This window comes from Streptomyces sp. NPDC041122, assembly GCF_055592445.1.
On record NZ_JBVIYQ010000006.1, the window covers coordinates 220,928 to 233,833 of the forward strand.

Annotated in this window: 13 protein-coding genes; 4 read left to right on the top strand and 9 right to left on the bottom strand. The window is 73.8% G+C overall.

Annotation, left to right across the window (positions count from 1 at the left end):
- Positions 1 to 14: 14 nt before the first annotated feature.
- A complete protein-coding gene (locus tag ACZ6B8_RS22510; RefSeq protein ID WP_471608315.1) occupies positions 15 to 578 on the bottom strand; it encodes a DUF5134 domain-containing protein in 564 nt (187 codons plus the stop codon).
- Positions 579 to 780: 202 nt separating this feature from the next.
- Here ACZ6B8_RS22510 and ACZ6B8_RS22515 point away from each other — a divergent pair, with 202 nt between their 5' ends.
- Positions 781 to 2,595, top strand: coding sequence for an FUSC family protein (locus ACZ6B8_RS22515; protein WP_471608316.1), 1,815 nt, complete (start codon positions 781 to 783; stop codon positions 2,593 to 2,595).
- Entirely contained in the window at positions 2,592 to 3,128 is a 537-nt protein-coding gene (locus ACZ6B8_RS22520) for a MarR family winged helix-turn-helix transcriptional regulator (RefSeq protein ID WP_471082074.1), read from the top strand. Before ACZ6B8_RS22515 ends, ACZ6B8_RS22520 begins: the two co-directional genes overlap by 4 nt.
- A gap of 177 nt (positions 3,129 to 3,305) precedes the next feature.
- Here the strand turns inward: ACZ6B8_RS22520 and ACZ6B8_RS22525 are convergent, their stop codons facing one another.
- Together ACZ6B8_RS22525 and ACZ6B8_RS22530 are read right to left on the bottom strand one after the other, a co-directional pair.
- Positions 3,306 to 4,361, bottom strand: a complete 1,056-nt coding sequence (locus ACZ6B8_RS22525) for an SIS domain-containing protein (RefSeq protein WP_471608317.1) — start codon at positions 4,359 to 4,361, stop codon at positions 3,306 to 3,308.
- A 47-nt stretch (positions 4,362 to 4,408) separates the two neighbouring features.
- Positions 4,409 to 5,719, bottom strand: a complete 1,311-nt coding sequence (locus tag ACZ6B8_RS22530) for a PTS transporter subunit EIIC (RefSeq protein ID WP_471608318.1) — start codon at positions 5,717 to 5,719, stop codon at positions 4,409 to 4,411.
- Positions 5,720 to 5,949: 230 nt separating this feature from the next.
- Here ACZ6B8_RS22530 and ACZ6B8_RS22535 point away from each other — a divergent pair, with 230 nt between their 5' ends.
- Positions 5,950 to 6,708, top strand: coding sequence for a GntR family transcriptional regulator (locus ACZ6B8_RS22535; RefSeq protein ID WP_471082065.1), 759 nt, complete (start codon positions 5,950 to 5,952; stop codon positions 6,706 to 6,708).
- Between the two features lie 157 nt (positions 6,709 to 6,865).
- Here the strand turns inward: ACZ6B8_RS22535 and ACZ6B8_RS22540 are convergent, their stop codons facing one another.
- Together ACZ6B8_RS22540 and ACZ6B8_RS22545 are read right to left on the bottom strand one after the other, a co-directional pair.
- Positions 6,866 to 8,215: an NAD(P)/FAD-dependent oxidoreductase gene (locus tag ACZ6B8_RS22540; protein ID WP_471608319.1), complete on the bottom strand. Its 1,350-nt coding sequence runs from the start codon at positions 8,213 to 8,215 to the stop codon at positions 6,866 to 6,868.
- Positions 8,216 to 8,423: 208 nt separating this feature from the next.
- Positions 8,424 to 8,816 (bottom strand): VOC family protein, encoded by a 393-nt coding sequence (locus ACZ6B8_RS22545; protein ID WP_471082059.1) that lies wholly within the window; start codon positions 8,814 to 8,816, stop codon positions 8,424 to 8,426.
- Positions 8,817 to 8,896: 80 nt separating this feature from the next.
- On the opposite strand from ACZ6B8_RS22545, the gene ACZ6B8_RS22550 reads away from it, so the two are divergent.
- Positions 8,897 to 9,451, top strand: a complete 555-nt coding sequence (locus tag ACZ6B8_RS22550) for a GNAT family N-acetyltransferase (protein WP_471082057.1) — start codon at positions 8,897 to 8,899, stop codon at positions 9,449 to 9,451.
- Positions 9,452 to 9,463: 12 nt separating this feature from the next.
- On the opposite strand, the gene ACZ6B8_RS22555 is transcribed toward ACZ6B8_RS22550, so the two are convergent.
- From ACZ6B8_RS22555 to ACZ6B8_RS22570, 4 genes are all read right to left on the bottom strand, one after another.
- Positions 9,464 to 10,147 carry a glycerophosphodiester phosphodiesterase gene (locus ACZ6B8_RS22555; protein ID WP_471082054.1) on the bottom strand — a complete coding sequence of 228 codons (684 nt, stop codon included), beginning with the start codon at positions 10,145 to 10,147 and terminating at the stop codon, positions 9,464 to 9,466.
- Positions 10,148 to 10,224: 77 nt separating this feature from the next.
- Positions 10,225 to 10,350 carry a hypothetical protein gene (locus ACZ6B8_RS22560; protein WP_471082051.1) on the bottom strand — a complete coding sequence of 42 codons (126 nt, stop codon included), beginning with the start codon at positions 10,348 to 10,350 and terminating at the stop codon, positions 10,225 to 10,227.
- Between the two features lie 77 nt (positions 10,351 to 10,427).
- Positions 10,428 to 11,225 (bottom strand): PadR family transcriptional regulator, encoded by a 798-nt coding sequence (locus tag ACZ6B8_RS22565; protein WP_471608320.1) that lies wholly within the window; start codon positions 11,223 to 11,225, stop codon positions 10,428 to 10,430.
- Between the two features lie 74 nt (positions 11,226 to 11,299).
- Complete coding sequence (locus tag ACZ6B8_RS22570; RefSeq protein WP_471608321.1) at positions 11,300 to 12,850, bottom strand: phosphatase PAP2 family protein; 1,551 nt, start codon at positions 12,848 to 12,850, stop codon at positions 11,300 to 11,302.
- Between the last annotated feature and the right edge of the window lie 56 nt (positions 12,851 to 12,906).

Sequence of the window (12,906 nt, forward strand, 5' to 3'; positions counted from 1 at the left end):
TCTCGTGGCCCCCGCTACAGCGTCAGCAGCATCGCCACCATCCCGATCCCCATCGACAGCCGGCACGCCAGCGCCACCTCGGAGCGGTCCGCCCACCCGAGGGCGGCGGTGCCGCCCGCCGCGGAGGCGACCGCCCGGGGGGCGAGCCGCGCGCCCGACCACAGGACGTATCCGGCGAAGTAGAGGAGGAGTACGCCGGTGAGCACCGGGACGCCGGCGTCCGCGTGAGCCGCGTGCCCCGCGTGCGCCCCCGGTGCGGCGGCCATCGCCACCGACATGTAGGCCATGGCGAACGCGCCGACCAGATGGTGCAGGTGGTGGCGGTCGGCGCGGGCCGCCCACCCGGTGTGCAGCACGGCCGCGCCGAACACGGCGGCGTAGACCAGCCACGCCCAGCGCGGCGGCGCGAGCACGGCCGCGGGCACGGCCATCACCGCCATCCCGAACCCCATGAGCGCCTCGCCGCCGGCCGTGCGGCGCTGTTCCTCGATCCTGCTGCGCATCCGCAGCAGGCAGTAGGCCCCGGTCGCCGCACACAGCGCGACGAGCAGCCAGGCGGCCTGAGCCGGTCCGTGCACCGCACCCTCCCCCTGTCGACGGTGTCGTCGGGTCGATGCCCAGGCGTGTGCGGCCGTACGCGAGCGCACGGGGGTGCAAGGGGAGCACGGGGGAGCCGGCGGCGCCGGGGGGCGGCTCCCTGCACCTCGGCCGGCATCCCGGTGGGCACCTCGGTCGGCACCTCGATCTTTTTCGGGTAAAACACTTGCTAACCTTTTGGGTATGAGCAGTACGAGCAGTGCCACCCGTGACAGCAGTGGGCCCCCGTCCCCCGGCCCCGGCCGCTTCCGGCGCCTGCCGCTCGCCGGCGTGCTGCGCCCGGGCAAACCGTCCGACATCTGGTTCAAGCCCGCGAGCAGCGTGGTCGTGGCCACCGCGATACCGAACCTCACGCTGCTCGCCCTCGGCCGGCTCGACCTGGTGATGTACACGATGGCCGGTTCGTTCTGCGCCCTGTACGCCCACAACCTCCCCTACGCCGCCCGCGCCCGGACCCTGGCGCTGGTCGTCGCGGGCATGACCGCAAGCGTCGCCGTGGCCCTGGTCACCGCGTCGCTGACGGGCTCCGCCACGGTCCTCGTCGCGGTCGGCGCGCTGCTCGCCGCCGCCCAGAAGACGCTCTGCGACGCCACACGCGTCGGGCCGCCCGGCCATCTGATCTTCACCTTCATCAGTACCGCGACCCTCTTCGCTCCCCAGACGCCCGGTCAGATCCCGGGCCACCTCGCCCTGACCCTCGCGGGCGGCGCCGTCGCCTGGCTGGTCGGCATGGCGCCCGCCCTGGTGCGCCCGCACGGGCCCGAGCGCCGGGCCACGGCGCGCGCGCTGCGGGCCGCCGCGGCGTACGCGGACGCGGCGCGCACCGAGTCCGAGGCGGACGTGGCACACGCGGGAGCCGGGGCGGACGCGGCACCCACAGCGGCGCCGCACTCCGACGCCGCCGCGGCCCGCGCCGAGCACGCCCGCGCCGCCGCGGCCGGTGCCGTGCACGCCGCCTGGCAGTCGCTGCTCGCCACCGGCGCCCTCACCACCGCGGCCCGGCGCGCCCTGGCCCGCCTCGTCGTCCGTGCCGAAGAGGCCATCGCCACGCCCGGAGCGGCCGATCCCGAGGCGCTGCGCGCCTGGGCGGCCGGACTGCGCGGTACGGGCGCGGTCCCGCGCCCACGGGGCGTACATCCCGGCGAGGAGGACGAACTCCTCGGCGTGGCAGCCGAATCGGCCGGACCGAAGGTGCCGCTGTGGCGCCGGCTTACGCCCGGCTCCCCGCTGCTTCCCATCGCGCTGCGCACGGCCGTCGGCTGCGCGCTCGCCGGATACGGCTCGCTCGCCCTCGGGATCGGCCGCCCCTACTGGGCCCTGGTCACGGCGGCCTCGCTCTATCAGGCCAACGTCACGCTGACCTGGAACCGGGGCGTGCAGCGCGTGGTCGGCAATCTGATCGGCGTGCTCGCCTTCGCCGTGATCGCGCCGTTCGCGCACCTCGGCCACGCCGAGCTCATCGTGTGCTGCCTGGCTCTCGCCTTCGGGGCGGAGGCCCTGATCACCCGCAACTACTGGCTCGGCACCGTGTGCGTGACGCCGATGGCGCTGCTGGTCACCGAGTTCGGCCGGTTCCAGCAGCCCGGCGAACTGATCCTCGACCGCGTGGTGGACACCCTGGTCGGCGCGGTGCTCGGCGTCGCGGCCGCCGTCCTGGTGACCAACCGGCGCGCCGTCGACCAGATCGAGCACGCCATCGAGGCCACCGACCGGGCCAGGGAGCAGGCCGAGGCGGGCCTCGCCGGGGCCGGCGCGGTCGCCCCGGCGCGCCGCCGCCTCACCGCGGCCCTCGTCGAGCTGCGCGCCGCCGCCGACGCGGCGGCCGGGGAGTGGTGGCAGCGCGCCCTGCCCGAGCAGCGGGTGCTCGCCGCCGAGCGCGCCGGACACCGTACGCTCGCGGCGACGGTCCGCAGGCCGAACGGCCGCAGCGGAGAGAACGGTCAGGGGACGCGGCCACGCGCGCGGGTCGCCGACGCCTGGGAGGGCGCACGAGCATGACGACGGAGAACGGCCCCGTGGCCGGCGCCGGTGGGGACACCGTGGCCGCGGTGGTGCGGCAGTGGCGGACGGTGCGGCCCGACATCGACACCGGCCCCATGGAGGTGATCGGCCGCATCAACCGCTGTGCGGCCCTCCTCCAGCAGGCCGAGGACGCGCCGCTGCGCCGGGCGGGTCTGACGCGCGCCGAGTTCGACCTGCTCGGCGCGTTGCGCCGCACCGGCCACGAACTGACCCCGGGGGAGCTGGCCCGTGAGACCTTCTCGTCCGGGGCGGCGGTCACCAAGCGGCTCAAGGCCCTCCAGGAGCGGGCGCTGGTCGAGCGGCGCGCCGACGCTCGGGACCGCAGGGTCGCACATGTCGGCCTGACTGAGGCAGGCCGCGACCTGGTCGACGCGATCCTGCCGGAACAACTCGCCTACGAGACGGTCGTGCTGTCCGTCCTCGACGGCGCAGGGCAGGGTCAACTGAGCGGTCTGCTGGGCGAGTTGCTGGCCCAGTTGGAGGGGCGCGTCGGGGTGCGGCGGGGCTGAGGCGCGGCGGGAGCACGGCGCGCGGTACGCGGTACGGCTACCTCACCTACGAAGGGGTGTACGGGAGGACGGGTGCGGCGGCGGAGACCGCCTGCCTGGACCGGACGGCGTACCGGGCGGACCGCTTCGAGGCCCGGCGAGGCCGCGTGCAGGTGCGGCCCCACCAGGAGTGAGGGGTCAGGCGCGGGTCAGCTCCGGGGACCCGATGGCGAAGTCGCCGGGGTCCACGCCGCCCTCCTTGGTGTCGTCGTTGGCGAACACGAACGACTCGATGGGGACGCCGCGTTCGGTGCTCAGCGCACGGACCAGCTCCTGCGCCACCACCGTCTCGAGGACGACGCGCGGGGCGGCGGCGGTCCGGGGGAGGCGGACCACCGTGAGGTCGTCGGAGGCGGGCACCTCCTCGGCGGTGACCAGCAGCGTGAGGTGACCGGCCCCGGACAGGGAGCGGGCCAGGTCGACCTCGCGGCCGTCGCCGAAGACGACGTGGAGGGTGTTGCCCGCCGACTCCATCTCGCCGTGCAGATAGGTGCGGGTCGTCGAGGCGGCGGCGGGCATCCGCGGCACCTCGCGCAGCAGCAGAGCGGTCTCCTCCGCGGCGGCGCGCGAGGCGCCGCTCGCGACGCAGTCGGCGGCGACGCAGCCGCCGGCCCGGGCGCTCACCGGGGCGATCGCCTCGGCGGCCCGTTCGCGGACCGACCTCAGCCGTGCGGCGATGCCGTGCCAGGGGTCCTCGCCGCGGCCCGCGATGGCCCCCGCGAGCAGGTCGAGGGCGACGACCGTGCCGGTGAAGCCCACGGTGGAGGCGTACGAATCGGGCTCGTTGCCCAGGTCGACGCGGAGTTCGGCGAGATCGCCGAGCGGGGAGGGGGTGACGTTCAGGACCGCGAGGGTAGACGCCTCGCCGGCCGCCTTGAACGCGGCGAGCGTCTCGGAGCTGCGCCCGCCCTGCGAGACGCCGAGCAGCAGATCCGTGTCGAAGCCGGTCAGCCCGGTCTCGACCTCGTCGGACTGGGCGCGCTGGGCCGCCACGCCGTGGGCGCGGAGCACCGCGACCGGCACGGCGAGCGCCGCGTACGAGGCGCCGATGCCGGTGAACAGCGGGCGCCGGACCGAGCGCAGGCCCGCCAGGGAGGCGGCGGCGAGCTGGGTGCGCAGGTGCGCGGCGATCCGTTCCAGGGCCTCGGGCTGGGCGTCCTGGCCGGCCTGGAAGGTGATGCGGGATCCGGACATGGGGGTGGTTCCTTTCGGGGCTGCCGCTGTGGTCGGGGGCGGGTCGGTCAGGCCTGGGGCGGCGTGGGGGAGTCCGGCGCGGCCGGGGTGGTGCCGGCCGGCCCGGGGCTCGGTGCGGCGGGGTCGCCGCCGACCGGAGTGGGTTCGTCGGCCGGGTCCTCGATCCGTTCCCGGCCCGGTGTGGGCAGGTCGAACTTGACGATGGCGAACCGGAAGAGCGCGTAGTAGAGCGCGGCGAAGACCAGGCCGATGGGGATGAGCAGCCATGGCTTCGTGGCGATCCCGTAGTTGAGCACGTAGTCGATCGCGCCGGAGGAGAAGCCGAAGCCGTCCCGGATCCCGAGGGCGTAGCAGACGGCCATCGAGACACCGAAGAGCACCGCGTGGATCGCGTAGAGGACGGGTGCCACGAACATGAAGCTGAACTCGAGCGGCTCGGTCACACCCGTGACGAAGGAGGTCAGCGCGACCGAGATCATCATGCCCTTGACGACCTTGCGGTTCTCCGGGCGTGCGGTGTGCGCCATCGCCAGGGCCGCGGCGGGCAGCGCGAACATGTAGATGGGGAAGCCGCCGGTCATGAACTGGCCCGCGCTCGGGTCGCCGGCGAGGAAGCGGGCGATGTCGCCGTGCGCCTGGGCTCCCGTCTGCGGGTTGGTGAAGCTGCCGGCCTCGAACCACGGGAAGAACGAGAAGAAGTGGTGCATCCCGACCGGGATCAGCGCGCGGACGACCAGGCCGAACAGGCCCGCGCCCCAGGCACCGGTGCCCACCAGCCACTCGCCGAAGTGGAAGAACCAGCCGCCGATCGTCGGCCAGAGGACGCCGAAGACCGTGCCGATGACGACGCCCGCGAAGGCGCTGAGGATCGGCACCAGTCGGCGGCCGCCGAAGAAGCCCAGCCACTCGGGCAGTTTGGTGCGGCTGAACCGCTGGTAGAGCAGGGCGCAGACCAGGCCCATCACGATGCCGCCGAGCACCTTGGCGTCGAGCGGCTTGCCGTCGACGCCGTGCGGGAAGGCCGGGCTCGCCAGGACCTTCTGGAAGACGATGTAGCCGACGGCGGCGGCCAGGGCCGTCGAGCCGTCCGCCTTCTTGGCGAAGCCGATGGCCACGCCTATCGCGAAGAGCAGCGGCAGATGGTCGAAGACCGCCTGGCCGCCGGAGTTCAGGATCAGGCCGAACTTCCGTATGGCCTCGGGCAGCCCCTCCCGGCTGAGGAGGTCCTCCTTGCCGAGGCGCAACAGGACGGCGGCGGCCGGCAGCACGGCCACGGGCAGCATCAGGCTGCGGCCGATGCGCTGCATGACTGCCATGACTCCGCTGCCGGCTCGCTTCTTCGCGGTCGCCGTACTCATCCGTGTTCCTCCGTCGTGCTGGGTCGCGTCGGTGCACTCGCGGCACTCGCGCTGCCCTCACAAGGTAAGCAGTGGTCTGCAACTGGTCAATAGTGGTATTCGATTGGTTGAGGTCCGGAGTCTTGTGCGGGCCGGGTTCGGGTCTTAGGCCCTGTCTCCATGGGATGTATGGCCGGTGCCAGGTGGTAGGCGGTGGTATTGTTGCCCTTCGCTGACCTGGAGGTTCACGCATGCCGGAGCAGGCCATGTCGGGCCGGGCGCCCCAGCGCGCCAGTGGTGCTCAGCCCCTGTGGTCGCAGGCGGCCGACCTGATCCGCGAGGAGATCGACCGGCGCGGACTCGGCCCCGGAGCCCGGCTGCCGTCCGAGCGGGACCTCTGCGCCCGCTTCGACATCTCCCGCGTCACCCTGCGCAAGTCCCTGCTGCACCTGGTCGAGCAGGGGCTGCTCACCGCCTCGCACGGGCGCGGCTGGTTCGTCGCCGAACCCGCTCCCGCCCGGGAGTGGCCCAACGACCTGGAGTCGTTCACCGCGACCGCCCGTCGCAAGCACATGGCGCCGGGCTCCCTCGTCCTGCGCCAGGAGGCGGCCGTGGCCTCCCTCGACGACGCCGACCGGCTCGACGTGCCGGCGGGCACCGCACTGCTGCGGCTCGACCGCGTCCGGCTCCTCGACGACGTCCGCGTCGCCGTCGACCGCACCCTCCTCGTCACCCGGTACGCGCCCGGCATCGAGGACGCCGACTTCTCCTCCGCCTCCCTCTTCGAGGAACTCCGCTCCCGCGGCGTCGAGTTGGACCGCTCCGAGGTGACCATCGAGGCCCGCAACGCCGACCCCGCGCTCGCCGGTCATCTGCGGATCCCGACCGGCTCACCCGTGCTCGCCCTCGACCAGACGATCTACACCCGCGAACAGCGGCCCCTGCTGCTCTCGACCGTCGAGTACAGCGGCGAGCGCTACCGCCTGCGCACCACCTTCCAGCAGAACTGACCCGCTTCCAGCAGAACTGACCCGGCTTCCCCATCGTCCGCCCGCCGAGCCGGCCGCACGCCCGACGGAAGTCACCGCGGCACGGGCCGATGGGCCCCTCTCCCACGCACGAGGGCCCGGGCGTCGTCCGCCCGGGCCCTCGTCGTACGCCGCGCCGTCACACCGCGGCGGCGATCCGTTCGTCGATCTGCTCCCGCGTCAGGTACGCGTCGGTCTTCTCGAAGTCCTTGAGCGTGGCGGGACGCTGGGCCTGGAAACCGGTGCGCACGTAGTCGTCGCCGGCGAGCGCGTTGAGGCCCCAGTTGGCGGCCGTGCGGAAACGGGCGGTGACCGTGCGCAGCGCCCCCAGGTGGTAGCCGCGCGCCACGACCTGGGCCGGCAGCCCGGTCAGCTGCACACCCAGCGGCTTCGACACGGCCTGGATCCCGCCGAGGTCGACGACCAGACCCATGTCCTTGTGCCGGTAGTCGGTGAGCGGGAAGCCGCGCAGCGCGGCGAGGACGTTCCTGGCCGCGGCCCAGCCCTGGCGCATCGCGTGCTGCGCGGTGGGCGGGCAGATCGCGTCGCCGCCCTTGGCGAGGTCCGGCACGGCCGCCGCGTCGCCGAGCGCGAAGATGCCGTCGACGCCGGGGACGGTGAGGTCCGGCCGGACGACGAGCCGGCCCTTGTTCGTCTCGGCGTCCAGCGTCGCGATGAGCGGGCTGGGCGCGACGCCCGCCGTCCAGATCAGCGTGCGGCACGGCAGCACCCGGTCGTCGGTGAGGGTGACGGTGTCCTCGGTCGCCTTGGCGACGGACACCCCGAGCGAGACGTGCACCCCGCGGCGCTGCATGATCTCCATCGCCTTCTCGCCGAGCCGCTCGCCGAGCTCCGGCATCAGCTTCGGGGCGACGTCGACCACGTGCCACTTGATCTGCGACACGTCCAGGCCCGGATAGCGCTTGACCGCCGCGCACGTCAGGCGCTGCAGATACGCGGCCGTCTCCACGCCCGCGTAACCGCCGCCGACCACCACGAACTGAAGGCGCTGCTCCCGCTCCTCGCGGCTGGAGCTCGCCGCGGCCAGGTCCAGCTGGGAGATGACGTGGTCGCGGATCCAGGCGGCCTCCGCGAGCGTCTTGACGCCCACCGCGTGCTCGGCGACGCCGGGGATGTCGAACTGCCGGGTGACGCTGCCGGGCGTCAGGACCAGGTAGTCGTAGCGCTCCACGACCTCCTCGCCGTTGATCTTCCGTACCACCACGGCCTTGGCCTTCGGGTCGATGCCGACGGCACCGCCCGGCACGATCCTGGTGCGGCGCAGCATCCGGCGCAGCGGCACGGCCACCGACTGCGGAGTGAGCACCCCGGACGCGACGTGCGGCAGCAGGGGCAGATACAGCTGGTGGTCCTGTGGGCTGATCAGTCGCAGCTCCGCCTCGTGGGGCGAGAGCTTCTTCTCCAGCTTGTGAGCGCACTCCATGCCGGCGAAACCGCCGCCGACGATGAGGATCCGGGGAGGTGCCATGTGATGTCTCTCCTGAGCTGTGGGGAGATCGACTTCAGGGCCGTCAGGTCGGTCGAAAGCTGTATTTGATCTTCTGCGGACCGTACCCGTGGCCTTGTACCCCTGCATCCCGGATGGATTGCTCGTGTGACGTGCTTCACAGGGCGTGAGGTGCGCGTGAGGTGCCGCGCAAGGCGGTGCACTCACGCCCTTCCCGTGCCGCCGTCCCTCAGACCCCGGGACGGAAGCGGATCGGATGGTCCTGCGGGACCTCGACGAGGACGATCCTGACCCCGTCCGGATCCGCGATCCACATCTCCACCAGCCCCCACGGCTCGCGCTCCGGTGCCCGCAGCACCTCGACGCCGGCGCCGAGCAGCTCCTCGTGCGCCGCCCGGACGTCCGCCACCTGGAGCCACAGCCGCAGTCCCGGCGCGGGAGGGTTCTCGGAGCGGCCGGAGACTTCCAGGAAGCCGCCGCCGAGGAAGTAGACCGTGCCGCGCTCGGGGCCGGTGCCGAACTCGCGGTAGACGTCGAGACCGAGCGCCTCCCCGTAGAAGGCGCGGGAGCGCTCCGGATCGGTGGGGCGCACCAGGGTCCTGCTGCTCAGTACATGCACCATGCGGCCGCACCCTAGCGGTTCCGGGCGGGAGGTTAGGCTCGGCTCAGCCACACCGTGCCGAGCATCGGAGAGTCAGCACCATGGACACCGCCCTGCGCCCCACACCCGGCGAGCTCACCTACCGGGACGCCACCGCCGCCGACGTCGACGCGCTCGTCGCGCTGATCGAGTCGGCGTACCGGGGGGACTCCAGCCGGGCCGGGTGGACCACCGAGGCGGACATCCTCGAAGGCCAGCGGACCGACCCGCAGGGCGTCGCCGCGGTCATCGAGAAGCCGGAGAGCCGCCTGCTCGCGGTCGAGCGGGACGGCGCGCTCGTCGCCTGCTGCCAGCTCGAACACCGCGGTGACCACGCCTACTTCGGGATGTTCGCGGTGAGCCCGGCGCTGCAGGGCGCGGGGCTCGGCAAGGAGATCATCGCCGAGGCCGAGCGCGTCGCGGGCGCGACGTGGGCCGTCCGCGAGATGCACATGACCGTGATCAACGCCCGCGAGGACCTCATCGCCTGGTACGAGCGCCGCGGCTACCGCCGTACGGGAAAGACGACGCCCTTCCCGTACGGCGACGAGCGCTTCGGCATCCCGCAGCGCGACGACCTGGAGTTCGAACTCCTGGTCAAGGACCTCGCCGAGTGAACCGGTGCGCGGTCAGGCCGTGAAGCGGCCCGTGCGCTTGATCTCGGGATAGTCGGTGGTCGCGCCGTCCAGCTGGAGCGCCCGCACCAGACGCAGGTCGTCCTGGGTGTTCACGACCCAGCCGATGATCCGCAGGTCGGCCTTCCTGGCCCGCTCGACGGTCTCCAGCGTCAGCCGCCGGATGTTGAGGACCAGGGTGGTCGCGCCGACGGCGGTGGCGCGGTCCACCACGTCGGTGCCGTAGCGGCTGGCGACGAGCGCGGTGCGCACCCCCGGGACCAGGCGCGCGATCTCGGCGACCGCCTCGTCGTGGAAGGACAGCACCTCGACGCGGGAGACCAGATCGCGGCGGAGCATGACCTCGGCGAGGGCGCGGGCGGCCGCGACATCCTTGATCTCGGCCTGCAGCGGCGCCCTCACGGCGTCCAGGACCTCCTCGAAGGTGGGCACCCGTTCGCCGCGGCCCGCGTCGAGCTCGCGCAGTTCGGAGAGGGTCTTCTCGGCGATCGGTCCCTTGCCGTCGGTCGTACGGGCCACGTCGGCGTCGTGCATGACGACCAGGGCGCCGTCCTTGCTCAGATGCAGATCGAGCTCGATGAGGTCGAGGCCCGCCGCTTGCGCGGCGACGAAGGAACGCAGGGTGTTCTCGGGCTCGACGCCCATGACCCCGCGATGACCGATGGTGAGGAATTTCAAGATCCACTCGCTTCCGTCGACGGAGGCTCGGCGACCGCGCGACGAGGACGGATGAAGCCGCGCGGCAATGTCGCAGCCTAATGGCCCCGGACGGTGAGGGAACCGTGCGGACGAGGGTGACCGGAACCCTCCGCCCTGGTTCCGGCGATGCCGAGCAGGAGCCCGGTGATCAGGGCGGCGACAAGGACGGCGCGGGTGCTCACGGGTGCGCTGCTCCGAAGGGCGGGGACGGCTGACCCCGCCCGTCCTACCGCTCGGCGCGCCACCGGGGCGAGCCGCTTCACCCGGGCGTGGGCGCGTCCGTGGCGGGTTGACGCTGGGGGTGGGGTGGCTGGGGCGTGTGAGGTGGACGGGTCTGGCGGGGTACGGGGAGGGCGGCGGGCGCCGGCTCCGTGGAACTCCCGGGCACACCCCGCGGAGGATCGGCGGAACCCCCGGGAGCAGCCCGCAGTGGATCCGTGGAACCGTCCGGCGCACCCGGTGCCGCGAGGTCCGCGAGCATCGCCTCCGCCAGCTCCACCTCCGCCACCAGGCGCCGCTCGCTCCAGCGCAGGGCGACCTGAGGGTGGGACCAGGCCTCGGTCCCCGTGGCCCGCGCGAGCGCGTCCCGTACCTCCGCCAGCTCGCGCTCCGTCTGCGTGATGTGCTCCGCGACCAGGGCCCGGAGATGGTCCGGCGCCGTCAGATGCCCGAGCCAGACCCGCAGCAGCAGCGGGTGCTTGAGGACCGGAGGCCCGGCGTCCCGGCCGCCGCCCGCCCACGCCGCGAGCGCGGCCCTGCCCTCCTCGGTGATGGCGTACGACCGCTTGGCGCGGGGCTCCTCGGGCCCCGAGCGCCGCGAGGTGGCGTAACCGAGCGCCTCCAGGCGGCGCAGCTCCGCGTAGATCTGGCTGATGGCGGGCGACCAGTAGAAGAAGCGGAGCGAGGCGTCGGCCCACTTCTTGAGTTCGTAGCCGGTCCGCTCCCCGGGGAAGGAGAGCAACCCGAGCACCGCCCAGGCGGTGGGCGGCAGCCCGTCGGCCGCACCGCCCTCCTGTTGCGGCGGTGTGCTGTGCGAGGTCGTGCGACGGGCTGCCATAGGCCGCATTGAAGTGAACGGCGCGCCCCGGGCGCAAGGCCGTAAGCCCGCGAACGGTGTGCCGTGCGGTTCCGTCAGGCGCGGGTGCCGCGCGGTCCGCGGTGCGCGGCCAGGGTCATGGTGCGGGCCCGCTGCGCGATCTCGTCCAGCGGCGCCGCGGGGCTGTACACAGTCAGCGCGGCGTTCCGCTTGTCCAGGACCAGGGCGTCCGGAGCCGGTGCGGTCTCCCCGTCGTACGCGAGCGACGCCACGTCCTCCAGGCCGCCGAGCCGCACCTCTTCGACCCGCTCGGCGCGGAAGACCCGGGAGCGCCGCAGCGCGCCGCCCAACGCGGAGAGGGCGACGCGAGTACGGGCCAGCGGCGCCTCCGCGTCGACCGTGCGGACGTCGAGGAGTCCGTCGTCCATGCGCGGCCGGTGCGCGGGCGCGAGGCCGTCCGGCACGTACCGGCCGTTGCCCGCGAAGAGCAGCCACAGGACGCGGTCGCGGCCGTCGAGCCGGACCCGCAGCGGCGTCGCCGTCCGCAACACCTCCACGAACGACACCGCGGCCGCGGGCCACTTGCCGATGCGCCCCTCCAGCTTCTCGCGCTTGCGCACCAGCTCCGGATAGAGCCCGATGCTGAAGGTGTTGACGAAGCCGGTGACGTCCGCGCCGTCACCGTCCCGCACCCGGGCCAGGTCGACGCGGACGGCCTCGCCGCGCCGTACGGCGTGCGCGGTGTCCTCGAAGGTGGGCGTGCCGGCGTCCAGGGCGAAGTGGTTGAGGGTCCCGCCGGGGAACACCGCGAGCGGCAGCCCGGCCGACGCCGCGCGGCGGGCGGTCGCGTTCACCGTGCCGTCGCCGCCGCAGACCCCGAGCACGCCGCCCGACGCGGTGGCCCGTGCCACGGCCCGGTCCAGGACGGCGTCGAGGTCGTCCCCCGGTCCGCGGGCGAGGATCTCGGCCTTCGGCAGGAGCAGTTCCAGGTGCTCGCGCGCGGGCAGCCGCCCCGGAACGCCTTTGCCGGCACCGGAGTTGAGGACCACCACCAGGCCTTCGCCGTCCGGCAGCGCGGGGGCCGACACCCGGGTCCGCCGGAGCTGGGCCGGCGAGGGGCGCGGCGGCCACCAGTAGCAGGTGACCGCGGCGGCGGCCGCGCCGAGCGCACACCCCGCGAGCACGTCGCCGGGGTAGTGGACGCCCACGTACACCCGCGAGAAGGCCACGGCGGCGGCGAGCGGCGCGACCAGCACGCCGTACCGGGGAGCCTCCAGGGCCACCCCGACGGCGAACGCGGCCGCCGACGCGGAGTGGCCGGACGGGAACGACGACGTCCAGGGGTCCTTGGCCAGCCGCCGCACCACGGGGACCGTGTCCAGGCCGGGCCGGTGCCGCCGCACGGCGTACTTGGCCAGCACGTTCGTGGTCAGCGAGGCCAGCGCGAGCGCGCCCGCCCCACGTCGCGCGGCGCGCCGGGCCGCGGGGCCGCCGAGCGCGGCCAGAACGCCCGCGGTGCCGAACCAGAGCCGCCCGTGGTCGGCCGCCGAACTCAGCGGCGGCAACAACTGTCCGGCGCCCGGCAGCCGCGCCGACGCCACCCGTTCGAACCACCGCCGGTCGATGCTGCCGATGCGTCCCGTCATGGCCTCACTTGATCAGGACGGCCCGGCGGCGGCCCGTGATGCTCGCCCGAACGGGT

Coding starts and splice junctions, on each gene's coding strand:
- ACZ6B8_RS22515 (WP_471608316.1), top strand. CDS start 781: ATGAGCAGTACGAGCAGTGCCACCCGTGACAGCAGTGGGCCCCCGTCC.
- ACZ6B8_RS22520 (WP_471082074.1), top strand. CDS start 2,592: ATGACGACGGAGAACGGCCCCGTGGCCGGCGCCGGTGGGGACACCGTG.
- ACZ6B8_RS22525 (WP_471608317.1), bottom strand. CDS start 4,361: ATGTCCGGATCCCGCATCACCTTCCAGGCCGGCCAGGACGCCCAGCCC.
- ACZ6B8_RS22530 (WP_471608318.1), bottom strand. CDS start 5,719: ATGAGTACGGCGACCGCGAAGAAGCGAGCCGGCAGCGGAGTCATGGCA.
- ACZ6B8_RS22535 (WP_471082065.1), top strand. CDS start 5,950: ATGCCGGAGCAGGCCATGTCGGGCCGGGCGCCCCAGCGCGCCAGTGGT.
- ACZ6B8_RS22540 (WP_471608319.1), bottom strand. CDS start 8,215: ATGGCACCTCCCCGGATCCTCATCGTCGGCGGCGGTTTCGCCGGCATG.
- ACZ6B8_RS22545 (WP_471082059.1), bottom strand. CDS start 8,816: ATGGTGCATGTACTGAGCAGCAGGACCCTGGTGCGCCCCACCGATCCG.
- ACZ6B8_RS22550 (WP_471082057.1), top strand. CDS start 8,897: ATGGACACCGCCCTGCGCCCCACACCCGGCGAGCTCACCTACCGGGAC.
- ACZ6B8_RS22565 (WP_471608320.1), bottom strand. CDS start 11,225: ATGGCAGCCCGTCGCACGACCTCGCACAGCACACCGCCGCAACAGGAG.
- ACZ6B8_RS22570 (WP_471608321.1), bottom strand. CDS start 12,850: ATGACGGGACGCATCGGCAGCATCGACCGGCGGTGGTTCGAACGGGTG.